Genomic DNA, 24,381 nt, shown 5'->3' on the forward strand with positions numbered 1-24,381 from the left:
TTAAGCTATTACCCTTTATCACATGAGTTGTTATGCGTTTTGTTGAAGTTGCTATTAAAGTTCCGTTACCACGCACCTTTGATTATAAAATAGATGAACAACTCATCTCGCCCTCGGCGCCTATTATGCCAGGGATGCGTGTTTTAGTACCCTTTGGCAATCAAAAGAAAGTAGCGGTTGTTCTTGCTCTTAAAACACATACCGACGTGCCAGAGAACAAAATTAAAGCGGTTACTGAGGTTATTGACCAAACCCCTATTTTATCATCACAGCATTTAGAACTGCTTAGCTTTACTGCACGCTATTATTGCTATCCGCTCGGCGAAACCATACACATTGCACTGCCAGGTGCACTTCGCCAAGGTGAAAACCCAGATAAAACTAGCATTAACATGGTTAGCCTTACCGAAAAAGGCGCAAAGGTTCCATCATTAAAAGCAAAAACTCAGTTAAATTTACTAAAGCAACTCGCACAATCGGGTAAGTCGTCGGTAACCGAGCTAAAAGCGCTCGGCTTTAGTAAAAAAACAATAGATGCCCTAATAGATAAAGAGCTTATAACCCAAAGCATTGAGCATGATAATCAATGGCAAAGCGTTGCGCCCACAGTCGGCACCAAGCCAGTACTTAATAAAGAGCAAGCCGTAGCATGCACTACAATAAATCAAAGTGTTGGCTTTAAGAGCTTTTTATTAGAAGGTGTAACAGGCAGTGGTAAAACCGAAGTGTATTTACAATGCCTAGAAGAAGTCCTTAAACGTGGCGAGCAAGCCTTAGTATTGGTGCCTGAAATAGGCTTAACGCCACAAACTGTTAACCGATTTCGTCGTCGCTTTCCCGATACGCCAATTATGCTATGGCACTCAGCCCTAACCGATAACGAACGCTTGCAAACATGGCGTTTTTGCGAAAAAGGCAGCTGCGCAATAGTAATAGGTACCCGTTCGAGTATTTTTCTACCTTTTTTAAAGTTAGGAATGATAGTGGTTGATGAAGAGCATGACTCATCATTTAAACAGCAAGATACCTTACGCTACCACGCACGCGATTTAGCCGCTTATCGGGCATTTCAGCACAAAATACCGCTTATTTTAGGCAGTGCCACCCCTGCGCTCGAAACACTGCACAAAGCTATAAACAACAAATACCAACTTTTAAGCCTTACAGAGCGTGCACAAACTGCGACCGATAATCAGTTTATGTTGCTCGATATGAAAGGCCAGCCCGACCAAGCGGGTATTGCACACGCAAGTCTTGCCACTATGCGCCAACATTTAAACCGTGGTAAGCAAGTTATGGTGTTTTTAAATCGTCGTGGCTTTTCTCCTACACTAATTTGTCACGAATGCGGGTGGCTGAGTGAGTGTAATCGCTGCAGCACCAGCGCAACTTTTCATAAAGCCATTGGCCAAATGATTTGCCACCACTGTGGAGAGCAACACCCAGTACCTCACCAGTGTCCTGATTGCGGTAGCACACAAATTTTTCCAAACGGTAAAGGCACCGAACAAATTGAAGAATTTTTATCGAGTGAATTCCCCGATACACCCGTAACCCGCATCGACCGCGATTCAACCCGCCGTAAAGGGAGCTTAGAAAAAGCCTTAGAGGAGATAAACAAAGGCGGGGCGCGTATTTTAGTGGGCACACAAATGTTGGCTAAAGGTCATCATTTTGCCGATGTTAGCTTAGTGCTTATATTAGATGTAGATAGTGGCTTGTACTCATGCGATTTTAGAGCCACAGAGCATTTAGCCCAGCTGGTAACTCAAGTTGCTGGGCGCGCGGGTCGCTCTGGTGAGCCAGGCCAAGTATTACTGCAAACCCACTTTCCTGAACACCCTTTATTGCAAGACTTAGTAAATAATGGCTACCAAGATTTTGCCCGTTTTGCTTTAAGTGAGCGTGATGATGCCGATCTTCCACCCATTACCAATATGGCTATAGTTAGAGCACAAGGGCACAGTATTAAGCTCGTTGTCGATTTTTTGACGGATTTGGTTCCTGTTAACGGTGTATCTGGTATACAATTGCTCGGTCCAATCCCTGCCCCACTAGAAAGAGTGGCGGGTATGTACCGGTTTCAATTGCATATTCAAGCGCAAGACCGCAAAGTATTGCATCAGTATCTTGCGCAAATGGTCGACTATTTAAGCACCAGCAAACTTGCACAAAAAGTGCGCTGGAGCCTTGATGTTGACCCTATAGACATGATTTAGGTTAAAGCCAAATGGCACAGCACGATTATATTAATAAAAAACCAGCGGGTAGAAAAAACACCAAGCAAGCCCCTGCTAAAAAACCATTTCCTATACTTTTAGTTGTTATTACTGTTTTGCTTGTAGGCGGCTTTGCTTACGGCTTATGGTTTATTAAAAATAACGCCGACCCTGAGCTTGTTGAGCAGCAGGCGCACCCTAAAACAGCTGAAAAAGTAGAAATAGCTAAACCTCGCGCTCCTAAGTTCATTGAAGAAATTAAAGAGCACGAGATCCAAGTTGAAGTAAGAGAAATTGAGCAAAAAGGCCCCTATGTTATGCAGTGTGGGTCGTTTAGAACACACGCACAAGCCGAAACCCTCAAAGCTAAAATTGCCTTTGCGGGCTTAATTTCTGAAATTAAAAAGACCACAGGTACTAATGGTGTTTGGTATAAAGTGCGTTTAGGCCCTTATAAAACAAAGCGCCAAGCCGAAAGCGACAAAAACAAACTCAAACGAGTGCATGTTGTTAGCTGCGGAATTTGGGGCTGGACTTGAAATTAGTCCATTCACCCATATAACCTCATCATAATCGTTTTTTACAAGCTGCCCCCGCAGCTTGATGATGAGGAATAACATGACCACTATCGTAAGTGTACGCCGCGACAATAAAGTAGTAATTGGTGGCGACGGCCAAGTTTCACTTGGTAATACCGTAATGAAGGGCAACGCCCGTAAAGTTCGACGCCTTTATAATGGCAAAGTAATTGCTGGTTTTGCCGGCGGTACTGCTGATGCCTTTACCCTTTTCGAACGCTTTGAAAGCAAACTAGAAATGCACCAAGGTAACCTCACTAAAGCCGCTGTAGAAATGGCCAAAGACTGGCGTAGCGACAGAGCTTTACGCAAGCTTGAGGCACTCCTTGCGGTTGCAGATGAAACTGCTTCACTAATTATCACCGGTAATGGTGATGTAGTGCAGCCAGAAAACGATTTAATTGCCATTGGTAGCGGTGGTAACTTTGCTCAATCAGCAGCCACTGCCCTATTAGAAAACACCGATTTAAGCGCTCGCGATATCGTAGAAAAAAGCCTGACCATTGCTGGCAACATCTGTGTATTTACCAACAACTTCCAAACAATCGAAGAATTATAATAGGACCCATTATGTCTGCTATGACCCCAAGAGAAATTGTACACGAGTTAGATCAGCATATTATTGGTCAAGCTAATGCTAAAAAAGCCGTGGCTATTGCCCTGCGTAATCGCTGGCGCCGTATGCAACTAAACGATGACTTACGCAGCGAAGTAACCCCGAAAAACATTTTAATGATTGGCCCAACCGGTGTCGGTAAAACTGAAATTGCCCGCCGTTTAGCTAAACTCGCTAATGCGCCTTTTATTAAAGTAGAGGCGACTAAATTTACTGAAGTGGGTTATGTTGGTAAAGAAGTAGAGACTATCATTCGCGATTTAGTTGATGTATCAATTAAAATGACCCGCGAGCAACAAACTAAAAAGTTTAAACACCGCGCAGAAGAAGCAGCAGAAGAGCGTATTTTAGATGCACTTTTACCACCGGCTAAAGATCAATACGGTGAAACACAGCGCGATGACAACTCATCTACTCGTCAAACATTCCGTAAAAAATTACGCGAAGGTCAGCTTGATGATAAAGAAATAGAAATAGATCTAGCGCAAGCACAGCCAAATGTAGAGATTATGGCGCCTCCTGGTATGGAAGATATGACCAACCAGCTGCAAAGCATGTTCCAAAACATGGGTGGCGACAAACGTACTAAGCGTAAGTTAAAAATTAAAGAAGCCTTTAAGTTATTAACCGAAGAAGAAGCCGCTAAATTAGTTAATCCTGAAGAGCTAAAAGAGCAGGCTATTTTTGCAGTAGAGCAAAACGGCATTGTGTTTATAGATGAAATAGACAAAATTTGTAAGCGTGGCGATTCGTCAGGCCCAGATGTTAGCCGTGAAGGTGTACAACGCGACCTACTTCCACTAATTGAAGGCTCAACCGTTAATACTAAGCACGGTATGGTGAAAACCGACCACATGCTATTTATTGCATCAGGTGCGTTCCAAATGGCTAAACCATCAGACATGATCCCTGAGCTACAAGGTCGTTTACCTATTCGTGTAGAGCTTGAAGCACTAAGTGCTAATGACTTTAAACGAATTCTTACCGAGCCACATGCTTCACTTACTGAGCAGCAACGTGAATTGCTTAAAACTGAGCAAGTAAATGTTGAGTTTAACGATGATGCAATAGAGCGCATTGCTAAAGCCGCTTGGCAGGTAAACGAGAAAACCGAAAACATTGGTGCTCGTCGCTTACATACGGTAATGGAAAAGCTAATGGAAGAAATTTCATACGATGCGTCTGAACAAGCAGGCTCTACCCTTACTATTGATGCCGCTTATGTAGAAAAACATTTAGGCGCATTAGTTGAAGATGAAGATTTAAGCCGCTTTATTTTATAAGGTAGGCAAAAATACTATACTAAAAGCCTCCATATTGGGGGCTTTTTAATGGGACATATAAAATGAAACACGTAACAAAAGTGCATTATCATAGCGTGAGTAAAAACCTAGATGTTTACTTTGATGATGACAGTATGGCTGTATTTAGCTGCGAGTTTTTACGCGTTCACTCTCCCTCGGCCGAAGTGCAAGGTCATGGTGCAGAGCCAATGAAGTTGGTACTTAATAAACAACATGTTGGAATAAAAAAGATTGTACCGGTGGGGCATTACGCACTGAGATTAGACTTTGATGATGGTCATAACAGCGGGCTATTTAGCTGGAGCTACTTTGAAACACTACAAGCGCAGCACGAAACCTTGTGGGATAAATACCAAGCGCGTCTTGGCGAGCACGAACAAAACAAAGATAGCGTACCAATAAAGTTTGTTCCCTAAACCTTATTGGCTTTTTAAACGCTACACTGTATTACACTTTAAATTTATCAATAGCGGCAAATAATACGCGTGCTTGTTCAGAGACTTCTTCACTGGTTTGCGCATTATTAACTGCATGCTCTGAGGCATCTTGGGCAATGTCTCTAATGCGTACTACATTTTTGTTCACCTCTGATGCCACCTGACTTTGCTCATCAATAGCAACGGCAATTTGAGTGCTCATCTCCATTATGGTTTGCACATCTTCGGTAATAGCGCCGAGTAAATCACCCGCTTTAATAGCTTGTGAAGCACTTTCATCACCTTGCGAGCGACATTGATGCATAATACTTACTACCTCTTGCGTGCGCTGCTGAAGCGTATTAATAATGCCTTCAATTTCACTGGTAGACTCTTGTGTACGTTGCGCAAGCGAGCGTACTTCATCCGCCACAACAGCAAAGCCTCGCCCTTGCTCACCAGCACGAGCGGCTTCTATCGCAGCATTCAATGCGAGTAAATTGGTTTGCTCTGCAATGCCTCTGATCACATCGAGCACAGAGCCTATGGTTTCACCGTCTTTTTCAAGTTGCGATACCACACTTGATGCGTTACCTAACGACGAAGATAAATCGCGTATGTGCTTAACCGTAGAGTCTACTTCATTACGCCCTTGCTGCGCGCTTAAGTTGGTTGACTCTGCTTTTTTAGCGGCAGCTTCGGTATTATGAGAAATATCTTGAATCGTTGCCTGCATTTGCGTAGCCGCAGTGGCAACCATATCCGCTTCGTGTAACTGCTCTTGCATGCCTGAACTTGTTGCAGAGGTACTTTCAGATAAGTGCTCTGTTGCCACATTTAACGTATTAAGCGCGGTATTTACTTCGTTTATGAGGTTTTTAAAATCGCCTATTAAACTATTAAAGTCCGAGGTCATAATGGTAACTTCATCATTACCTGTTTGCTCTATCATTACGCTTAAATCGTTATTACGGCGTATGTCGTTTATGGTGTGATACACCCGCTCAATAGGCACAATAATTGAGTGGCTAGTAAAGTACACCAACGCCAACACTATAATCCCCGAAATAACAAATACAACGATGGCGATAAACTGCGCTTGGTCAACGCTTTTCTCAACTTCCAGCTTAGTTGACTCAACAATTTGACCAACAACCTGATCGCTTTTTTCTACGTTAATACGCATAACGCCTAGTGCACCTGAGTCTAAATCTAGCCCTAATTGCGTTTGTGCCTTTACAAGATTTTGAAAAGCGCTTTGATACGTATCTATTAAAGGGTTTATTTGCGACTTATAACTACTTTGTAAATCAGCTTGGGTAATTTTTTGTTTAAACGTACTAATAAGTTCGTTAAAGCGAGTTAAGTATTTTGCATCAAAGCGCAGCATAAAATCTTTCTCAGCGCGTCGCAGCTGTAGCATTGCCGATAAAAGCTCAAAATTATCTTGCTCTTTTAATAGCACCTCAACTTCGTGCACTGCATTTCTGAGCTTGCCATATAACCCATCTTTAGGGTTTAAACCTATCTGTTGCTGTAACCTAACAACCTCTGAAAAATTGTTGTTGTAGTTAGTAATAAGCGTATGAAAATGCTCAATTTGCGCTGTGGTAATGCCCTGCTGTTGCATTACCTCCTGCAGCTTTTTGATTTTAGTGCTTAGCTGTTTAAAATCCTTATCAAATGATGTAAGTGCTTCCTGCTGCTTGTAAAAAAGAAAGTTTTTTTCATGCTTTCTAAGCTCTAGTGCATGTACGTTGAGCTCTTCTGCAAGCTGAATTGTTTTATTCAGATTGAGTGTTACGCGTGACTCATAAATTATCACACACAACAAAATGACCATTGCCAGACCGACTACCACTGCATTAAGTTGCAAACGCCTTTTAATGGTTAAGTTTTGTAAAAAATTCATTGAAAACACCTATATTTAATATGCACTAATAGTGTAGTACGTTCTGGCGCTTTATATTGAACTTTTTATTAACTTTTTATACATATAACTCATGCTTTTAGATTAACATTACCCCATAAATCTTTATGCAATGAGTGAGTGTCATGCCACTGTTTATTAAGTAGCCATTTAACCAAAGGGGCAGGATCACTGGGAAAATTAATTTGTTTGTTTTGCGGGGCACTATTCCAATCATCCAGCGCTTGCGGGTTTAAATAGTTCATTACATGGGCCATTTTCATCGCCCGCAATGTTTGTGCATTTGCATCTTGTTCAAACTGACCATCAAGAGGTTTAAGTAATAATTTTTTCCCAAGCTTTAAGGCCTCACTTGCCAGCTCAAAGCCTGCATTACCAATTACGCCACTGGTATTTGCTAAGTCGTTTAAAAACCCCGCTCGTGAAGGAGTGCGCAAATGAATATGCCCAAGGGATTTATCCTGCGCGTGCGGGTGGTAACAGTAAAACTCTTTTTCTGGGAAGTCCTTTAAATAATCAATAATGTTGTCGAGGTTTTCAAAGGGTAAATACACCAGCACTTTATTCATAACGGCGACAGGATTGCCATGGTTATGGTTTGCAATAAAGGGCGGTATAATATTATCTGCAAAGGGCTGCCAATGTACGCCTAAATAGGTGCTTGCTGGCGCGTAGTGCTTAATAAGAGACTTTCTAAATAAACCACGGCCAAACATAGGCACACTATTAGATAAAAAAGCCGCTTGGTGACTAATACCAACTACAGGCACGCCTGCGCGCTTTGCAGCCCAAGCTGAAATAGGCTCAAAGTCATTTAAGACAAAATCGTATTTTTTTACATTAAATGATTTTATATCGTTAACTAACTTACACACTCGGGCATTTTTTAATGTTTGATAGCTTTTTACTTGGCCGTTTTTAGTGCTAAACGATAACCCCCGAAACGTTTTGTAATCAGCAAAGTCCTGCATATCAAAGTAGTCTTTTTCAGGGCGCCCTGAAAAAACGTAATCTACATCTATACCTAACTTTTTAAAGCAACTTGCCATAACACGGGCGCGCGTAATGTGACCATTACCTGTGCCTTGTATGCCGTATAATATCTTCATACAGGCACCACCAAAGCTAGCGCAAATAAACCGCATGAACTGCCAATAACGGCGCCTATTATTATATCTGCCGGAAAATGTACGCCCAATACTACGCGAGAAACCGCCACCCCCGATGCCCAACTAAACCAAAGCCACGCATACTCTGCAAAAAAGTGACTCAATATTACCGCAACTAAAAATGCTGCTGCACTGTGTCCCGAAGGCAAACTAAATTTGTCACTAGGCACAATATACGCATTACTGACTAAGCAATCACAGGGGCGGATTCGGCCAAAGCTACGTTTTGCTAAAAAATAAATAGGCCTTTCAATTGCAAACCCCAGTAACACTGATATTGGCAATAACTGATGCTGCTCATTGGTACTTAGCCACCAAATGGCGCCACACATAAGTAAATATAAACCACCATTACCACTTTTAGATAAACCAAGCGCAGCCGTTTTCAGCCATTTGGGTGAATTATAATTAAACAGAGTTAAAAAGAGTTGTTCATCCATTTGAGCCATTTTTTTAAGCACGTTATTGTCGTTCATTATTTACCCTTAGCTGCACAATATCTAACCATAGTTAAAGCTTAGTGGCAGAAAATAACAATTGAGTGACGCTTTTAAGACACTATTGTTGCCATTTCTAATTTCGGCATTTTTTGAATAAATTTACTGCTATTAAGTCGTTGTTATTGCATATAAGGAGGGTATACTGAGGGTAACTTATGTACCCTTTGAGGATAAAATAATGGATTACAGCACTTCTGACTTATGTGACTTTTTTGCCGATGTGGTTGACGTGCTTGAACCGATGTTCATCAACTTTGGTGGTCGACACACGTTTGGCGGCCGAATTAAAACGGTTAAATGTTTTGAAAATAATGAACTGATCCGTGAAATACTCTCACAAGACGGTACTGATCAAGTACTACTTATCGATGGTGGTGGCTCAACACGACGCGCCCTTATCGACATTGAACTTGCAGAGCTTGCGCTTGATAACAACTGGAACGGCATTATTGTATTTGGTGCTGTGCGTCATGTAGATGAGTTAGAAGAAATTGATTTAGGTATTCAAGCGATTGCATCAATTCCTGTTGCCGCCGACAGCGAAGGCGCTGGTGAAGATGGCATTGGCGTTAACTTTGCTGGTGTGTCGTTTTTTGATGACGATTTTATCTATGCAGATAGTACTGGCATTGTATTATCAGCAGAAGAACTTGAACTAGAAGTTATCGAAGAATAAAGTAACAAGCAGTGCTCAACAGAGCACTGCTTACGCCACCACGAATAATTTTTGCTGCTCAATACGGATTCAACACAGTGCACCCTACCTTAAAAGTGTATGATGAAAACGCCGTTAAACCCTACTGCTCCACACGCGTTAACGAAACAAAAAACTGGCAGTCTGTTGCCCTATTAGACACCCATGTAAATGTACAACAAGCCCTTAACGATGCAGCGCAATTTGGTATTCGCTACGTATTAATTGGTATATGTGAAGATATAGGCCCTCGCGCTAATTTAGGCAATGGCGGCTCACATCAAGCTTGGCCCGCTTTTTTACAATACTTTTTGAACCAACCAGTTAACCCGTTTAACGCGACCCAGCAGGTATTGCTGTTAGGCGAAATTGACGTTGATGATGTAATGGTGCAAGCGCAAGGCTTAAATAACCAGCATGCTGAAGAGCTGGCTCAATTACGCAAACTATGCGCAACGATAGATGAGCGAGTAGAGGTGGTATTAACGCTTATATTTAATGCGGGCCTTGTGCCTATTATTATTGGCGGTGGGCACAATAATAGCTTTGGCATACTCAGTGCTTTAAGCAAACATAGTGGGGCTTCAGTTAACGCTATAAATTTTGATCCCCATGCAGATTTACGGCCTTGCGAAGGTCGCCACAGCGGCAATGGCTTTAGCTATGCCTTGAAGAAAAATGCATTGCAGCAATATCATATTATTGGCCTGCATGAGCAAAAAAATAACCAAGCCATTTTTGACTTAATCGCACAAAAACAATGTAGTTATCACAGCTATCAAGCTATTAATGTACGCCGAGAAATATCACTAACCGACGCCGTACAGCACGCCTTAGCAGCGTTTAATAAAGCGCCACTTGGTATTGAACTCGACTTAGACAGCATTTCATTTTTACCGGCCAGCGCGTATACATGCTGCGGCTTTAGCGTTAGTGATGCTGAGCATTATGTGTATTTAACAGCAAAACACAGCACTGCCCGCTACCTACATTTGTGTGAAGCTGCACCGCTAAATCACCCCGCTGGGTTAACAGCAGGTATGCAAAGCTGTGGGCAAATTATTAGTGCATTAGTTAATGCCTACTTACATGCAAAAACGCGTTAATTGTAATTAGCTTAATTAACCGCTGTATTTTTAAGGCCGCTGAATTACGTTACTGACTTAGCTAAAAATGGTGAGTTAATTGAGCTTACTATTGGCAGGTGTATAACTCACTTTTGCACGCTATACGCTTATAAGTGAGTAATTCTATCGCAGCGAATTGCTGAATTTCCCTTACAAAATAATTATTGCAGCTTGGCATAACTTATTGTGTCTGGTGAGCCTGCCACTGCTTTAGCCAACTCATTAAGCCAATGCTGCTTAACGGGTGGCCAAAATAATAACCTTGTGCTGCGTGCGCTTTTAAACTTTTTACAAATTTTAATTGGTCTAAGGTTTCAACGCCCTCAAAAATAACCTTGGTATTTTGTTGGTTATGCATTTCAACCATACCGCCTACTAGGCTGCGAATATTATTTTGATTGCTAAAATCTGCAGTAAGCGATGGTGCCACCTTAATGTATTCAACAGCTAGATTTGGCAGCTTAGAAAGAACAATGGGGTTATCGCCTAGCCCATCAACGCATATCTTTAAACCTATATTATTTAATCGGGCAATCATCGCACGGCCCTTATTATCTAAATCTGTGAATATATGCAGCGGGCATTCAACAATTAAATCTCCGTGTTGTAAGTTGTGCTCACTCACCACGCTATCTACAAACTCAACAAACTCTTCGTTAAGCATTTCGGGGCCAAATAAGTTAATGCTCAGCGGTATAGCAATCCCCTCTATGCGAAGTGCCATGGCAAGCTCTGCGGCCCGCTCTATAACAAACTTAGCCAGTGGGTAAGCTAAACCCGCAATATGAATATCATCAATAAACCGGTGGGCAGATAAGATACCTTGTTGAGGGTGCTGCCAACGCAACAGAAGTTCTAAAAACTCAATTTGGCCGTCGTCATTGCGAATAATAGGCTGAAAATAAAGTTCAAGCTCGCTTACAAAATCAATATTAGCCAGCTCTTTTAAACGGGCTTGCTGCTCAAGTTGCTCAACCATCATTTGTTGATGGTACACAACCACAGCTTTTTTAGGCTGACTATCAAGGGCTAAGTATGCACACGATACTAAGTTATCAAAGTTAGCGTCTTGCTCATCGCAATTAACGTAACTCGCCCTTGCTTTTACCTCTACGGTACAATTAGCAACGTTAAACGGTTTAAGTGTTGCGCCAATAATTTGCTCAATGATGTGTTCATGGCTATGTTTGTGCACAGCTAAGCTGCAAATAAAGGCAAAGTTAAGACCGCCTAAATGCGCCAATTTTTCTTGGCCACCTAAGTCAATCACATTGTCGTTATTTAGTAAGTCTTTTATTCTGTTGGCCGATTGTGCCAACAACAAATCACCAAAATCTCTGCCTATGTGCTGATTAACTTGCTCAAACCCTTCTAGACGAATAATCACCAGTGCTGCTTCTAGCTGTTTTTCTTTACTCCAGCTGTAATAACCCTGGCGTAACTGCTGTTTATCTGCAAATGCAGCAAGAGGAGAGTCATCTTGGTACGGTTCAGGCTCATTAATGTTATGCGAATCTTCAACTTTGGGCTCTTCTTCCTCGCTCATTAGCCCTACAACCGCTAGCAGAATAATAGCCACCACCACCCAAAATAGGGGCACGTCCATGAGTAAATGCGCTGAAAACAACACCACAAATAGCAACCCTGAAACGGCGCTTGTGATAATCATGCTCCAACTATTACGCTCAAACGCTTGCCATAAATGAAAGCAAAAACCAAAAGCGAGCAATATTGCTAACCAAGCAGCCCCGCTGCTTAAAATGGCTAAACCGACAGCGCCTGTACATAAGTAACTAAATTTAATACTGGTATTTTTAACCGCAAATAACGTAGCGACCATCGCCATTAACAGCGCGCCGCTAAAAAATATTGGAAAGTTACTGTCAGTCAAAATACTCAAGCTTACGCCACTCCATTAGCAATAAAATTTAATAAAAGCATGTTAAATATGGACAAAAATAATACAAACTAATTAATTCTACCCAAAATCCATAGATTTAACAGTTTATTTACGCCAAATTGGTAACTTAATTGTGCAGGGTGACTTATTTGCCAGTGCGCAATATCAGCCCTTGCTCCAACCTTTAGCACGCCTCTGTCTTTTAAACCTAGTGCCTGCGCTGCATTGCGGGTTACTCCCGCAAGGGCCTGCTCAGGGGTGAGCCTAAATAAAGTACATGCCATGTTCATCATTAAATGCACAGAACATAAAGGCGAGGTGCCTGGGTTAAAGTCACTGGCAATAGCAATAGGCACATTGTATTTTTGCAGCAAATCGATGGGAGGAAGCTGTGTTTCTCGTAAAAAATAAAAAGCCCCAGGTAATAAAACAGCCACAGTGCCAACCTCTGCCATGGCTTTTACGCCGTTTTCATCAAGGTACTCAATATGATCAGCTGAAAGGCCTTTATACTCAGCCACCAGCTGTGCGCCCTGCTGATTAGAAAGCTGCTCAGCATGGCATTTTACCGGCAAGTTATGTTTTGTAGCTGCATCAAACACTTGTTTTGTTTGTGCAAGACTAAAGCCTACATTTTCACAAAATACATCCACAGCATCGGCAAGGTTATTAGCTACTACCTGCTCAAGCATCTGCGTACATACTAAATCTATGTATTCATCTGCACGGCCTTTGTATTCAGGGGGTAGCGCATGTGCACCTAAAAACGTGGTTTTAATATCAATAGGATGATGCTCATTAAGCAAACGCGCCACTTCTAAAATTTTTATTTCGTTTTCAACATCAAGCCCGTATCCCGACTTTATCTCAGCAGTCGTTACGCCCTCGGCAAGTAAAGTGTTTAAGCGATCTTTTGCATCAACAAATAACTGCTCATGATCTGCCGCGCGAGTGGCCTTAACGGTACTGGCTATACCGCCACCTTGTGCAGCTATTTGTTCATAGCTTACACCTTGTAAGCGCTGCTCAAATTCCTCAGCTCGGGAGCCTGCAAATATTAAATGTGTATGGCAATCAATAAGCCCAGGCGTTAACCATTGCCCTTTAATACTTAATGTAGGAGTAGCAAAGGCATCAAAACTGGGTAAGTTTGATTGCTCACCTAACCATACAATTTCGCCGTTTTTAATCGCCAGTGCCGCATTTTCTATAGCCCCATAAGGTGCATCTATTGTGCTATCCATGGTTGCTATGTTGGCATCAGTTAATAATAAGTCGAGATCTTCTAAGGCGTAACCCGTTGTTTTATTTTGCATACTTAGCTCCCTAACGTGCTTAAAATACAGTCTAACAATACACCTTGTATATACAAGATAATTATGCCATCTTTATTTAATAGTTTATTTTAAGTACAGCTAATAATAGTAATGACCACACCTAAATTTGCACAAATAAAACAATTTATTGTCGATAAAATAAAAAATGGCGCATGGCAAGAAAACCAACGTGTCCCCTCAGAAAACGAGCTTAGCAGCCAATTTTCTGTAAGCCGTATGACCGCACGACGTGCACTGAGCGAATTAACAGATGCCGGTATTTTAACGCGCAGCCAAGGGTTAGGTACGTTTGTAGCCAGTTTTAAATCGCAGTCGTCACTACTTGAAATTAAAAACATAGCCGATGAAGTAAAAGAACGTAACGGGCAATACAGCTGTAGTGTGCAAATGCTTGAATCAATCAATGCGGTAGCACCCATAGCCATTGCGCTTGGCGTTGAAGTAGATAGCGTGGTGTATCGCAGTGTGCTTGTACACAATGAGAACGACAAACCACTGCAAGTTGAAGAGCGATTTGTAAACCCAGCTTTAGCCGCGGGTTATTTACAACAAGACTTTAGCGCCCTCACCCCGCATGAATACTTATCGAGCGTAGCGCCGCTCACACAAGCGCGCCACACAGTAGAAGCGGTTATGCCCAACTCGCAAATGTGCCAATGGCTTAACCTGTATAACGAAGAACCCTGCTTACAGGTTATTCGTCGTACTTGGTCTACAAAAGGCATAGTAAGCTTTGCTCGCTTAGTATCACCGGGCAGTAAATACCGTTTGGGCGGGCACTTAACATTTAAAAAATAATAACAACGTAACGCTCAAGGGCGTTTTTTTGTAGCTGACCACCTTGTATATACAACAGGAGAAATTCATGAACAACCGGCTCGACACACAGCGAGAAATCCGCGCGCCTCATGGCGATAAAATTAGCGCTAAAAGTTGGCAAACAGAAGCCGCTAAACGCATGTTAATGAACAATTTAGACCCTGATGTGGCAGAGCACCCTCACGCGTTAGTGGTATATGGCGGTATTGGCCGTGCGGCAAGAGACTGGCCAAGCTTTGATAAAATAATTGAAACCCTTGATAGGCTCGAAAACGACGAAACCCTGCTTGTGCAATCGGGTAAGCCCGTGGGCGTATTTAAAACCCACGGAAACGCGCCGCGCGTTCTCATTGCTAATTCTAACTTGGTGCCACATTGGGCAAATTGGGAGCACTTCAATGAGCTCGATAAAAAAGGCTTAATGATGTATGGGCAAATGACCGCGGGCTCTTGGATTTATATTGGCTCACAAGGCATAGTGCAAGGCACTTACGAAACCTTTGTAGCAATGGCAAAGCAACACTTTGGCGGTAATGCAAAAGGTAAATGGGTTTTAACAGCAGGCCTTGGCGGTATGGGAGGCGCACAACCACTCGCCGCGACGATGGCAGGCTTTAGCGCATTAGTTGTGGAATGCGACGAAACCCGTATCGATTTTCGAATTAAAACCGGCTACGTTGATGTAAAAGCCACGACACTTGAGCACGCGCTTGAGCTAGTTACCGATGCTTGCATTAAAGGTAAGGCATTATCGGTAGGCTTATTAGGTAATGCTGCCGATATTTTTACTGCACTGGCAAACAGCAATATTACCCCTGATATAGTGACCGACCAAACCTCAGCGCACGACCCACTCAACGGCTACCTACCGCAAGGTTGGAGCATGCAACACGCAGCAAAAATGCGTGAACAAAACCCACAGACAGTGGTTAAAGCCGCTAAGCAATCTATGGCAGTGCAAGTAAACGCCATGCTAGCACTTCAAAAAGCCGGAGCTGCCACTACCGACTATGGCAATAACATTCGCCAAATGGCATTTGAAGAAGGCGTTACCAACGCGTTTGATTTTCCGGGCTTTGTGCCTGCTTATATCCGTCCGCTATTTTGTGAAGGAATTGGCCCATTTAGATGGGTTGCGCTTTCGGGCGACCCCGAAGACATTTATAAAACCGATGCAAAAGTGAAAGAGCTTATCGCAGAAGATACCCACTTACATAACTGGCTTGATATGGCGCGTGAGCGCATTCAATTTCAGGGTTTGCCAGCGCGCATATGCTGGGTTGGTTTAAAAAACCGAGCCCGCCTTGCACTGGCCTTTAACGACATGGTTAAAAATGGCGAGCTTAAAGCGCCGGTTGTAATTGGTCGTGATCATCTCGACTCTGGCTCTGTAGCAAGCCCCAACCGCGAAACCGAAAGTATGCAAGATGGCTCAGACGCCGTTTCTGATTGGCCGTTACTTAATGCTTTGCTTAATACTGCGGGTGGCGCAACGTGGGTGTCGCTGCACCATGGCGGCGGAGTGGGCATGGGCTTTAGCCAGCACGCAGGCGTGGTTATTGTTGCTGATGGTAGTGAACAAGCCGCGCAACGCATTGCTCGTGTGCTTTGGAACGACCCTGCTACCGGCGTTATGCGCCATGCTGATGCAGGCTACGACATCGCTAAAAATTGCGCGCAAGAGCACCACCTAGATCTCCCTATGCTAAACAAGGAATAGTCATGATTTCACACACTCTCACACCAGGGCAGTTAGATTTAAGCACCCTAAGAAAAATTAATGACTCTGCTGTCACACTTAACTTAGTCGATGGCGCCAGTACACAAATAGCGGCCAGTGCACAAACTGTTCAAAACGTAATAAACAAACGCCAAACGGTGTACGGTATTAACACCGGCTTTGGCTTATTAGCCAATACAAAAATAGCAGATGACGAGCTTGAGCTACTGCAGCGCAGTATTGTGCTTTCGCATGCTGCCGGTATTGGGGAGTTCATGGACGACAGCACTGTAAGACTAATGATGACCTTAAAAGTAAACTCTTTGTCTCGGGGCTACTCAGGGATACGCCTAGAGGTGATCGCATTTTTTATGCAACTACTGTGCAGTGAAGTGTACCCGTGCGTACCACAAAAAGGGTCTGTGGGTGCTTCGGGCGATTTAGCACCTCTTGCTCATATGTGCCTTCCACTATTAGGTGAAGGCAACATGCGCCACAAAGGTGAAATTATAAGTGCAGAGCAAGGGCTAAAAATTGCCAACCTTTCACCTCTTACATTAGGCGCAAAAGAAGGGCTGGCACTGTTAAATGGTACACAAGCCTCTACCGCGTTTGCGTTACAAGGGCTTTTCAAAGCAGAAGATTTATATGCACAAAGCTGTGTTATAGGCTCTATCAGCATAGAAGCCGCAATGGGTAGCCGTGCGCCCTTTGATGCACGCATTCACGAAATACGGGGGCAACGCGGGCAAATTGATACGGCCAGTGTATTTAGAGAGCTACTTAGTACTGAATCACAAATTAGCCAATCTCACGTAAACTGCGAAAAAGTGCAAGACCCTTACTGCCTTCGCTGCCAACCTCAGGTACTCGGCGCGTGTTTAACACAAATACGCCACGCCGCAGAGGTGTTGTTATGTGAATCAAACGGCGTTACCGATAACCCGCTGGTATTTGCCGATGTGGGCGATATTATATCCGGTGGTAACTTTCATGCAGAGCCCGTTGCCATGGCAGCTGATAACTTAGCCATTGCGATTGCCGAAATAGGCGCGCTGGCAGAGCGAAGAATCGCGCTACTTATTGATTCAAACCTCTCTACACTGCCACCTTTTTTAGTTGAAAACGGCGGAGTTAACTCAGGTTTTATGATTGCCCAAGTAACCGCGGCTGCGCTTGCCTCCGAGAACAAATCGCTTGCGCATCCCGCCTCGGTAGACAGCCTGCCAACATCAGCAAATCAAGAAGATCATGTCTCTATGGCAACCTTTGCAGCAAGGCGCTTAAAGGAAATGGCCAATAACACCCGCGAGGTATTAGCAATTGAATGGCTTGGAGCTGCTCAAGGGCTTGAGTTTAGAGCCCCACTTAAACCTTCACCGCAAGTAGAAAAAGCAAAAGCTCTGCTGCGCGAGCATGTAAGTTACTACGATAAAGACCGCTACTTTGCCCCCGATATAGAGGCAACCAATACGCTTTTAGCACAAGGGGCATTGTGCGACTTTATTCACCACAACCCACTACCATCGCATTTTAAATTCCATGCTGATAGCTAAAACCTAACGCCTCAATTGCTGAGCCAAGTACTTTGCGCTCAGCACTTTCATTACTGGTAAAGGTTGGCATTTCGCCGCCATGCTCTGCACACTTTTGTGCATAATAATTCGCTTTAGTTGGGTGCGATGGATTTACCACGTTATAAATATTTTGCGCCGAATTATAGTTTTCTATTACCGCAAAAATGGCGTTTATCACATCTTGTTGATGCACCATATTAACCACCTGCTGGCTCGATGAATTTAATTCTTTCCCAGCAACAAAACGCCCTGGCTCGCGGTTAGGTCCTAATAACCCTGCTAAACGCAGTACTTTACCATCTTGCTCAAGCACCATTTCTTCGCTATCGTACAGTTTTATTTGTCGCTCATTGGTACAACTTATTTCACTGCTTTCAGTGTAAATACCTGGCTCTTGGTCGTACACACCGGTAGATGAGCACAAAATAAAGCCCTTTGCATTTAATTGTTTAGAAAGTGAAAGTGCAGCGCTTAGTGTTTCTGGGTAGTTACTTTCACTGTGTCTGCTTCGTGGGGGGATTGCACACACCCAGTAAGCATCGTGTAAATCTATTTGGTGTATTAGTTGCCCATCAATCAAGACAAATTGACGCTGAAAATCGTCTGTGTGCTCATCACTTCTATGCGTACCTTGTACCTGCCAACCCGCCTGTTTAGCTTGTAGGCACAAAGTATGACCCAACCAGCCTGCGCCTAATACTACTAATTTATTAGCTTTTGTTTCCATTTTTGCATAACCCTTCATTTTAAACGCATAATTAGTGCTTTTTATCTAACTTCATAGAGATTTAAAGTAAGATATGATTAGATACAACCTACTAAAAAACAATAATACGTGCACTTATGCTAAATAATTTATCATTACGGAAGAAAATATTATTATTGATTGGTGGCACCATCACCATTTTGCTAATTATTGCTTCAACATTTTTTGTAAATCACATCGCTAACCTTTCCAGAGTAAACATTGAGCGCGAAGCTCAAAGCTACCTACAAAGCGAACAACTTTCAATGCAAAGCTACTTTGCAAAGTATGGCAAGCTGGTTTCTACGTTTGTTAATAACCCGCATTTAGTTAATTTTTTTGAAAATTGGGATACTCGCGACCAGCCGATTAAAAACGCCCCCGGCTACAACGAAGTTAATCAAGACTTTGTACGCATTAGCTCAAATGACGAAAATGTACTGTCGGCGTTTTTCGCATCAGCAACCACCGGTGAATACTTTAAAGAAAACGAGCGTACCAGCCATTACAATGGCCAACCTTACTACGCCTATAAACGTGGTTGGTGGCAAGAAGCCCTGCAAATTAATAAACTTTACGTAGGCCCTATATCGGTCGATTTAACCACTGGGGTTGCCTCAGCAGTTGTACAACAGCCGGTATACAACGCACAGCGTAAACTTATTGGTATGGGCGGCGTTGATTTACAGCTTAATAAAATCAACGATATGGTTGAAGGTATTCGCTTTAACGGCCAAGGCTATGGCTTTTTACTCGATGGCAATCAAAAGGTTGTACACTTTTCAAATGCTACCGGCCATAAGCTGTCTAACACCGACGAAGGCCCTAAAGGTAAAGAAGGGCTAGATGGCCTTGAAAGCCAGTTTAATAATACTTCAGGCTTTACAGAGCTTAACGCACAAATGCGTAATAACCTCGAAGGCAGCCAATTGGTGACCTTAAAAGGAGAAGAGTATTATGTGGTGTATCATCGCTTACAACTAGAGCAACCTTACCTAGATTGGTATGTAGGTATACTGATCCCAACCAGCATGATTGAAGCCCCCGTTAATGAGGCGGTTACCACCACAACCACCGCAGTGGTGATTATTTTAGTGATCATTCTAGCGATGATATTATGGGCAACCCACATGATCTCGCAGCCTATTACCACCTTAACTAACATAATGCGTGATATTGCATCGGGCGAAGGCGATTTAACCCAAAAGATTAATATTACCAGCCAGGATGAGGTCGGCCAGCTTGCCAATCACATGAATACATTCATCGATAAGCTGCGCGCCATGATGTTAGAAACAGCCGCACAAGCTGAGCAGTTGACCAATGCCGCAGCGCAACTTAAAAACGTGTCTGCTCAAACCAACACCGAAATACAGCAAGAAAAACAACAAGTAGACAGCGTAAGTGCCGCCGTGACCGAAATGGCCAGCACTGTACTTGAAATATCGCGTAACGCGCAGCATACCAACAGCGCCGCCGAAGAAGTACAAGCCATTACTGCCGAAGGGGCTGACCGCTCAACTCAAGCACAACGTGTGATGACCGAACTTGCGCTACACATAGGTGAAGCGTCTAAAGTGGTAGCAGGGCTTGAGCAAGAAAGTAATAACATTGGTGCATTAGTGGATGTAATTAACTCCATTGCCGATCAAACTAACTTACTTGCTCTAAATGCCGCCATTGAAGCTGCGCGTGCAGGTGAGCATGGCCGTGGTTTTGCGGTAGTTGCTGATGAAGTACGTTCACTGGCAAGCCGTACGCAAGAATCAACAGACGATATTCGTAATATGATTTCTCGCTTACAGCAAATTGCCCAACAAGCGTCGGTAATGATGCTACAAGGGCAAGAGCAAACTGAAGGCTCAGTATCGCAAACAAAAGAAGTGCTAAGTTCATTACAAAACATTGCTCAGTCGGTAACTAAAGTGCAAGACCAAAGCCACCAAATTGCCACTTCAACTGAGCAACAAACCGTTGTCGCAGAGGACATTAATACCAGCCTTGCAGCAATTAATGGCTTAGTAAACAGCACAGCTGATCACGCACACATTTTAGCAGATGAAGCGCGCGATTTAAGCGACCTTGCTGTTGCCTTAAACAAAACGGTTAATCAGTTTAAGCTTTAAATACACAGCGTAATAAGGTGGGTAACTAAGTATAAAATTTACCCACCTAGGGCGTGTTGAGCTTTGTGGATTGAATGAATTTCAATCACCCAAGGCCCGCATGCCCTAGCACTCTTGTTTTTAAATTTTTTAACACCATATCTTCACAACTTGCTGCTATTTTTTAGCGTAATTAAATCAGTTAAAGTGGTTTTTACGCATCAGATCAAATTTTTCTGTTTTTAATACACATCTTTTAGTTGAGATAGTTTGTTGTTTGGCAGAGTCTGGTATAGTAGCACACGTATTAAACAGTGCTTTGAGGCTCTTTAATACAAAATTGCTAATTAATATGTTCTACAGGTTATGTAAAAGTACATATTAATTACCAATTGTAAAAAATGGGTTAGCCGACACTCGGTTAACAAAGAATACATTGTAACGGTTTTATCATGATATCTAATTTATTTACCAAGATTTTTGGTAGTCGCAATGACCGCACTATTAAAAACCTAAGAAAGACGGTCGCGCTAATTAATGCGCTAGAAACGCAATTAGAAGCGCTTTCTGATGAAGATTTAAGAGCTAAGACAGCTGAGTTTAGAGAACGTTACGATAACGGACAAAGCCTTGACGACATTCTACCAGAAGCATTTGCTGTGGTACGCGAAGCGTCAAAGCGTGTAAATGGCATGCGTCACTTTGACGTACAGCTATTAGGCGGCATGGTTTTACATCAAGGTCGTATTGCAGAAATGCGTACCGGTGAAGGTAAAACCCTCACAGCCACACTTCCAGCCTACTTAAATGGCTTAACAGGCAAAGGCGTGCACGTAATTACCGTGAACGACTACCTTGCTAAACGTGATGCTGAAACAAACCGCGAGTTATTTGAGTTCTTAGGCCTAACTGTGGGCTGTAACGTACCAGGCATGATGCCACAACAGAAAAAACAAGCTTACAGTGCCGATATTACTTACGGTACTAATAACGAGTTTGGTTTTGACTACCTACGTGACAACATGGCATTTAGCATTGATGAGCGTGTACAACGCCCACTGTTTTATGCGGTAGTGGATGAAGTGGATTCAATCTTAATTGATGAAGCGCGTACACCACTTATTATCTCAGGCCCAGCTGAAGATAGCTCTGAGCTATACATCGAAATCAATAAAATTGTACCGCTTTTAGAACTTCAAGAAAAAGAAGACGAAGAAGGCATTGAAGGTGATGGCGATTACACAATCGACGAAAAGTCTAAGCAAGTTCATTTAACTGAGCGCGGTCAAATTAAAGTAGAAGACCTACTTACTGAACGTGGCTTGATTGAAGAAGGCGACTCGCTTTACTCAGCCGGTAGCATTACCTTACTGAGCCATGTGTATGCCGCACTTCGTGCCCACAAGCTTTATCAAAAAGATGTTGATTACGTTGTTAAAGAAAACGAAGTCATTATTATCGATGAGCACACAGGACGCTCAATGGAAGGTCGTCGTTGGTCTGAAGGTTTACACCAAGCTGTTGAAGCTAAAGAAGGTGTAAAAATTCAAAACGAAAACCAAACACTGGCTTCAATCACGTTCCAAAACTACTTCCGTTTATACGAAACCTTAGCCGGTATGACAGGTACAGCCGATACTGAGGCATTTGAGTTTCAATCTATTTACGGCCTAGACACGGTTGTTATGCCAACTAATAAGCCGATGATCCGTGATGATCGCGCCGATTTAGTTTACCTAACACAAGAAGAAAAATACGAAGCTATTTTAGCCGATATTAAAGATTGCCAAGAGCGCGGACAGCCTGTGCTTGTAGGTACTATTTCGATTGAAAGCTCTGAGTATTTATCGCAGTTTTTACGCAAAGAAAAAATTAAGCACAACGTACTTAATGCTAAATTCCACGCGCAAGAAGCTGACATCGTATCGGATGCTGGTTTACCAGGTACTGTAACAATTGCAACCAACATGGCCGGTCGCGGTACCGATATTGTGCTTGGTGGTAACTGGAACAGCGAAGTTGAAAAACTAGAAAACCCATCAGATGAGCAAATTGCTGAAATTAAAGCGGCGTGGAAAATTCGCCACGATGCAGTAATTGACGCTGGCGGTTTACACATTATTGGTACTGAGCGTCATGAATCGCGCCGTATAGATAACCAATTACGTGGCCGTGCTGGTCGTCAGGGTGATGCCGGCTCTAGCCGTTTTTACTTATCGATGGATGATGCGCTAATGCGTATATTTGCCGGCGAGCGCATGACTAACATGATGCGTAAACTAGGCATGCAACGCGGCGAAGCCATTGAGCACCCTTGGGTTAACCGTGCAATTGAAAACGCTCAGCGTAAAGTAGAAGCACGTAACTTTGATGTACGTAAACAATTGCTTGAGTACGATGATGTAGCAAACGATCAACGTCGTGTTGTTTACTCTCAACGTAACGAGCTGCTTGAAGAAGGCGATATTTCAGAAACCATTACAGCAATCCGTGGTGACGTACTTGCCGGTGTTATTGATCAATACATTGCACCACAAAGCCTTGCTGAAATGTGGGATATCCCAGGCCTTGAAGAGCGCTTAAAACAAGACTTCCTGATTGAGCTGCCTATCACGCAGTGGTTAGCTGATGACAATAAACTATACGAAGAAAAACTTCGTGAGCGTATTGAGCAAGCGGTTGAGCAAGCTTACAAGCAAAAAGAAGAGCAAGTTGGCGACTCTGTACTACGTCAGTTTGAAAAAGCGATTATGCTTCAAAGTCTTGATCAGCACTGGAAAGATCACCTTGCTGCAATGGATCATTTACGCCAAGGTATTCACTTACGTGGCTATGCACAAAAGAATCCTAAGCAAGAATACAAGCGCGAGTCGTTTGAGCTATTCACCGAAATGCTTGAAAACTTAAAAGTTGATGTAGTGGGCATTTTAAGTAAAGTACAAGTTCGTGCCGAAGAAGATGTTGAAAAAGTAGAAGAGCAACACCGTAAAAGTGAAAGTGCCCCTCGCGAGTACCAACACGAAGAAGCTGAACATGTAGGCGGTGAAGCACCTCAAAGCGCAACTGTAATGGCAAGAACAGCGCCTAAAGTTGGCCGTAACGATCCGTGTCCGTGTGGCTCAGGACAAAAGTTTAAGCAATGTTGTGGTAAATTAAAGTAACGACGCATTGTATGTAATTAAAAAGCGACGCTAGCGTCGCTTTTTTTATGGAGAAAAAACATGACAACAAAAATTGTAAATGTAGCGGTAGGCGTAATAAAAAAAAATAACGCCATCTTTATCTGCAAGCGTGCTGATGAGCAACATCAAGGTGGCTTATGGGAATTTCCAGGCGGGAAAGTAGAAGCTGGCGAGAGCGTATTTGCTGCACTTAAGCGTGAGCTAAGTGAAGAAGTTGGCATTACCATTCATAGCTCTAGCCAACTTATGGTGATTGAACATGACTATGGCGATAAATGTGTAAAACTTGATATTCACGTTGTGAGTAACTTTAGCGGTGAAGCACATGGCGCCGAAGGGCAACCAAGTGAATGGGTCGCTATTAATGAGCTTAGTAACTATGAGTTCCCTGCTGCTAACGCTGAGATTATCGAAAAAATACAAGCGCGATACGCCTAAAGCAC

At 43.0% G+C, this 24,381-nt stretch carries 19 protein-coding genes; 13 read left to right on the forward strand and 6 right to left on the reverse strand.

Going from position 1 to position 24,381, the window contains the following annotated elements; genetic code table 11:
* Window positions 1-32: 32 nt before the first annotated feature.
* The 5 genes from priA (at window position 33) to NQT65_RS17155 (ending at window position 5,133) form a co-directional block, all read left to right on the forward strand.
* Window positions 33-2,219, forward strand: coding sequence for a primosomal protein N' (gene priA, locus NQT65_RS17135; protein WP_256851638.1), 2,187 nt, complete (start codon window positions 33-35; stop codon window positions 2,217-2,219).
* Between the two features lie 11 nt (window positions 2,220-2,230).
* Window positions 2,231-2,758 (forward strand): SPOR domain-containing protein, encoded by a 528-nt coding sequence (locus NQT65_RS17140; protein ID WP_004589337.1) that lies wholly within the window; start codon window positions 2,231-2,233, stop codon window positions 2,756-2,758.
* A gap of 79 nt (window positions 2,759-2,837) precedes the next feature.
* Complete coding sequence (gene hslV, locus NQT65_RS17145; protein ID WP_004589336.1) at window positions 2,838-3,356, forward strand: ATP-dependent protease subunit HslV; 519 nt, start codon at window positions 2,838-2,840, stop codon at window positions 3,354-3,356.
* 11 nt (window positions 3,357-3,367) lie between these two features.
* Entirely contained in the window at window positions 3,368-4,696 is a 1,329-nt protein-coding gene (hslU, locus tag NQT65_RS17150) for an ATP-dependent protease ATPase subunit HslU (protein WP_004589335.1), read from the forward strand.
* A 62-nt stretch (window positions 4,697-4,758) separates the two neighbouring features.
* The gene (locus NQT65_RS17155) at window positions 4,759-5,133 is read left to right on the forward strand and encodes a gamma-butyrobetaine hydroxylase family protein (protein WP_256851639.1); all 375 of its coding nucleotides are present in this window, start codon (window positions 4,759-4,761) and stop codon (window positions 5,131-5,133) included.
* A 31-nt stretch (window positions 5,134-5,164) separates the two neighbouring features.
* Here the strand turns inward: NQT65_RS17155 and NQT65_RS17160 are convergent, their stop codons facing one another.
* From NQT65_RS17160 to NQT65_RS17170, 3 genes are all read right to left on the reverse strand, one after another.
* Window positions 5,165-7,045 (reverse strand): methyl-accepting chemotaxis protein, encoded by a 1,881-nt coding sequence (locus NQT65_RS17160; RefSeq protein ID WP_256851640.1) that lies wholly within the window; start codon window positions 7,043-7,045, stop codon window positions 5,165-5,167.
* Window positions 7,046-7,134: 89 nt separating this feature from the next.
* On the reverse strand, window positions 7,135-8,172 hold the full coding sequence (locus NQT65_RS17165; protein ID WP_256851641.1) for an MJ1255/VC2487 family glycosyltransferase: 1,038 nt from the start codon (window positions 8,170-8,172) through the stop codon (window positions 7,135-7,137).
* Window positions 8,169-8,708: a phosphatase PAP2 family protein gene (locus NQT65_RS17170; RefSeq protein WP_024031314.1), complete on the reverse strand. Its 540-nt coding sequence runs from the start codon at window positions 8,706-8,708 to the stop codon at window positions 8,169-8,171. The genes NQT65_RS17165 and NQT65_RS17170 overlap by 4 nt, the downstream gene beginning before the upstream one ends.
* A gap of 202 nt (window positions 8,709-8,910) precedes the next feature.
* On the opposite strand from NQT65_RS17170, the gene rraA reads away from it, so the two are divergent.
* Window positions 8,911-9,408 carry a ribonuclease E activity regulator RraA gene (gene rraA / locus NQT65_RS17175; RefSeq protein WP_004589330.1) on the forward strand — a complete coding sequence of 166 codons (498 nt, stop codon included), beginning with the start codon at window positions 8,911-8,913 and terminating at the stop codon, window positions 9,406-9,408.
* A 77-nt stretch (window positions 9,409-9,485) separates the two neighbouring features.
* The gene (locus NQT65_RS17180) at window positions 9,486-10,532 is read left to right on the forward strand and encodes a formimidoylglutamase (protein WP_256851660.1); all 1,047 of its coding nucleotides are present in this window, start codon (window positions 9,486-9,488) and stop codon (window positions 10,530-10,532) included.
* 202 nt (window positions 10,533-10,734) lie between these two features.
* Here NQT65_RS17180 and NQT65_RS17185 read toward each other — a convergent pair whose 3' ends face one another.
* Both NQT65_RS17185 and hutI read right to left on the reverse strand, forming a co-directional pair.
* Window positions 10,735-12,399 (reverse strand): GGDEF domain-containing phosphodiesterase, encoded by a 1,665-nt coding sequence (locus NQT65_RS17185; RefSeq protein WP_138685405.1) that lies wholly within the window; start codon window positions 12,397-12,399, stop codon window positions 10,735-10,737.
* A 122-nt stretch (window positions 12,400-12,521) separates the two neighbouring features.
* Window positions 12,522-13,769, reverse strand: coding sequence for an imidazolonepropionase (gene hutI / locus NQT65_RS17190; protein WP_256851642.1), 1,248 nt, complete (start codon window positions 13,767-13,769; stop codon window positions 12,522-12,524).
* 111 nt (window positions 13,770-13,880) lie between these two features.
* Between hutI and hutC the strand changes: the two genes are divergently transcribed.
* The 3 genes from hutC (at window position 13,881) to hutH (ending at window position 17,885) form a co-directional block, all read left to right on the forward strand.
* A complete protein-coding gene (gene hutC, locus NQT65_RS17195; protein ID WP_256851643.1) occupies window positions 13,881-14,588 on the forward strand; it encodes a histidine utilization transcriptional repressor HutC in 708 nt (235 codons plus the stop codon).
* A 67-nt stretch (window positions 14,589-14,655) separates the two neighbouring features.
* Window positions 14,656-16,329, forward strand: coding sequence for a urocanate hydratase (hutU, locus tag NQT65_RS17200; protein ID WP_256851644.1), 1,674 nt, complete (start codon window positions 14,656-14,658; stop codon window positions 16,327-16,329).
* A 2-nt stretch (window positions 16,330-16,331) separates the two neighbouring features.
* Window positions 16,332-17,885 (forward strand): histidine ammonia-lyase, encoded by a 1,554-nt coding sequence (gene hutH, locus NQT65_RS17205; protein WP_256851645.1) that lies wholly within the window; start codon window positions 16,332-16,334, stop codon window positions 17,883-17,885.
* Here hutH and NQT65_RS17210 read toward each other — a convergent pair.
* Window positions 17,863-18,633 (reverse strand): Rossmann-fold NAD(P)-binding domain-containing protein, encoded by a 771-nt coding sequence (locus NQT65_RS17210; protein WP_256851646.1) that lies wholly within the window; start codon window positions 18,631-18,633, stop codon window positions 17,863-17,865. The two genes, hutH and NQT65_RS17210, sit on opposite strands and share 23 nt — an antisense overlap.
* Window positions 18,634-18,749: 116 nt before the next feature.
* On the opposite strand from NQT65_RS17210, the gene NQT65_RS17215 reads away from it, so the two are divergent.
* The 3 genes from NQT65_RS17215 to mutT all read left to right on the forward strand — a co-directional run bounded on the left by NQT65_RS17215 (window position 18,750) and on the right by mutT (window position 24,376).
* Entirely contained in the window at window positions 18,750-20,777 is a 2,028-nt protein-coding gene (locus tag NQT65_RS17215; protein WP_029773386.1) for a methyl-accepting chemotaxis protein, read from the forward strand.
* A 431-nt stretch (window positions 20,778-21,208) separates the two neighbouring features.
* A complete protein-coding gene (gene secA, locus NQT65_RS17220; protein ID WP_256851647.1) occupies window positions 21,209-23,917 on the forward strand; it encodes a preprotein translocase subunit SecA in 2,709 nt (902 codons plus the stop codon).
* Window positions 23,918-23,977: 60 nt separating this feature from the next.
* On the forward strand, window positions 23,978-24,376 hold the full coding sequence (gene mutT, locus NQT65_RS17225) for an 8-oxo-dGTP diphosphatase MutT (protein WP_004589320.1): 399 nt from the start codon (window positions 23,978-23,980) through the stop codon (window positions 24,374-24,376).
* Window positions 24,377-24,381 lie beyond the last annotated feature (5 nt).

Origin of the sequence: Pseudoalteromonas agarivorans (genome assembly GCF_024518735.1) — a bacterium.
Classification (GTDB): Bacteria; Pseudomonadota; Gammaproteobacteria; order Enterobacterales; family Alteromonadaceae; genus Pseudoalteromonas; species Pseudoalteromonas atlantica.

What these genes read in the sequence shown, in the direction of transcription:
- priA (WP_256851638.1), top strand. Translation starts at nt 33, where the DNA reads ATGCGTTTTGTTGAAGTTGCTATTAAAGTTCCGTTACCACGCACCTTT.
- NQT65_RS17140 (WP_004589337.1), top strand. Translation starts at nt 2,231, where the DNA reads ATGGCACAGCACGATTATATTAATAAAAAACCAGCGGGTAGAAAAAAC.
- hslV (WP_004589336.1), top strand. Translation starts at nt 2,838, where the DNA reads ATGACCACTATCGTAAGTGTACGCCGCGACAATAAAGTAGTAATTGGT.
- hslU (WP_004589335.1), top strand. Translation starts at nt 3,368, where the DNA reads ATGTCTGCTATGACCCCAAGAGAAATTGTACACGAGTTAGATCAGCAT.
- NQT65_RS17155 (WP_256851639.1), top strand. Translation starts at nt 4,759, where the DNA reads ATGAAACACGTAACAAAAGTGCATTATCATAGCGTGAGTAAAAACCTA.
- NQT65_RS17160 (WP_256851640.1), bottom strand. Translation starts at nt 7,045, where the DNA reads ATGAATTTTTTACAAAACTTAACCATTAAAAGGCGTTTGCAACTTAAT.
- NQT65_RS17165 (WP_256851641.1), bottom strand. Translation starts at nt 8,172, where the DNA reads ATGAAGATATTATACGGCATACAAGGCACAGGTAATGGTCACATTACG.
- NQT65_RS17170 (WP_024031314.1), bottom strand. Translation starts at nt 8,708, where the DNA reads ATGAACGACAATAACGTGCTTAAAAAAATGGCTCAAATGGATGAACAA.
- rraA (WP_004589330.1), top strand. Translation starts at nt 8,911, where the DNA reads ATGGATTACAGCACTTCTGACTTATGTGACTTTTTTGCCGATGTGGTT.
- NQT65_RS17185 (WP_138685405.1), bottom strand. Translation starts at nt 12,399, where the DNA reads ATGGCGATGGTCGCTACGTTATTTGCGGTTAAAAATACCAGTATTAAA.
- hutI (WP_256851642.1), bottom strand. Translation starts at nt 13,769, where the DNA reads ATGCAAAATAAAACAACGGGTTACGCCTTAGAAGATCTCGACTTATTA.
- hutC (WP_256851643.1), top strand. Translation starts at nt 13,881, where the DNA reads ATGACCACACCTAAATTTGCACAAATAAAACAATTTATTGTCGATAAA.
- hutU (WP_256851644.1), top strand. Translation starts at nt 14,656, where the DNA reads ATGAACAACCGGCTCGACACACAGCGAGAAATCCGCGCGCCTCATGGC.
- hutH (WP_256851645.1), top strand. Translation starts at nt 16,332, where the DNA reads ATGATTTCACACACTCTCACACCAGGGCAGTTAGATTTAAGCACCCTA.
- NQT65_RS17210 (WP_256851646.1), bottom strand. Translation starts at nt 18,633, where the DNA reads ATGGAAACAAAAGCTAATAAATTAGTAGTATTAGGCGCAGGCTGGTTG.
- NQT65_RS17215 (WP_029773386.1), top strand. Translation starts at nt 18,750, where the DNA reads ATGCTAAATAATTTATCATTACGGAAGAAAATATTATTATTGATTGGT.
- secA (WP_256851647.1), top strand. Translation starts at nt 21,209, where the DNA reads ATGATATCTAATTTATTTACCAAGATTTTTGGTAGTCGCAATGACCGC.
- mutT (WP_004589320.1), top strand. Translation starts at nt 23,978, where the DNA reads ATGACAACAAAAATTGTAAATGTAGCGGTAGGCGTAATAAAAAAAAAT.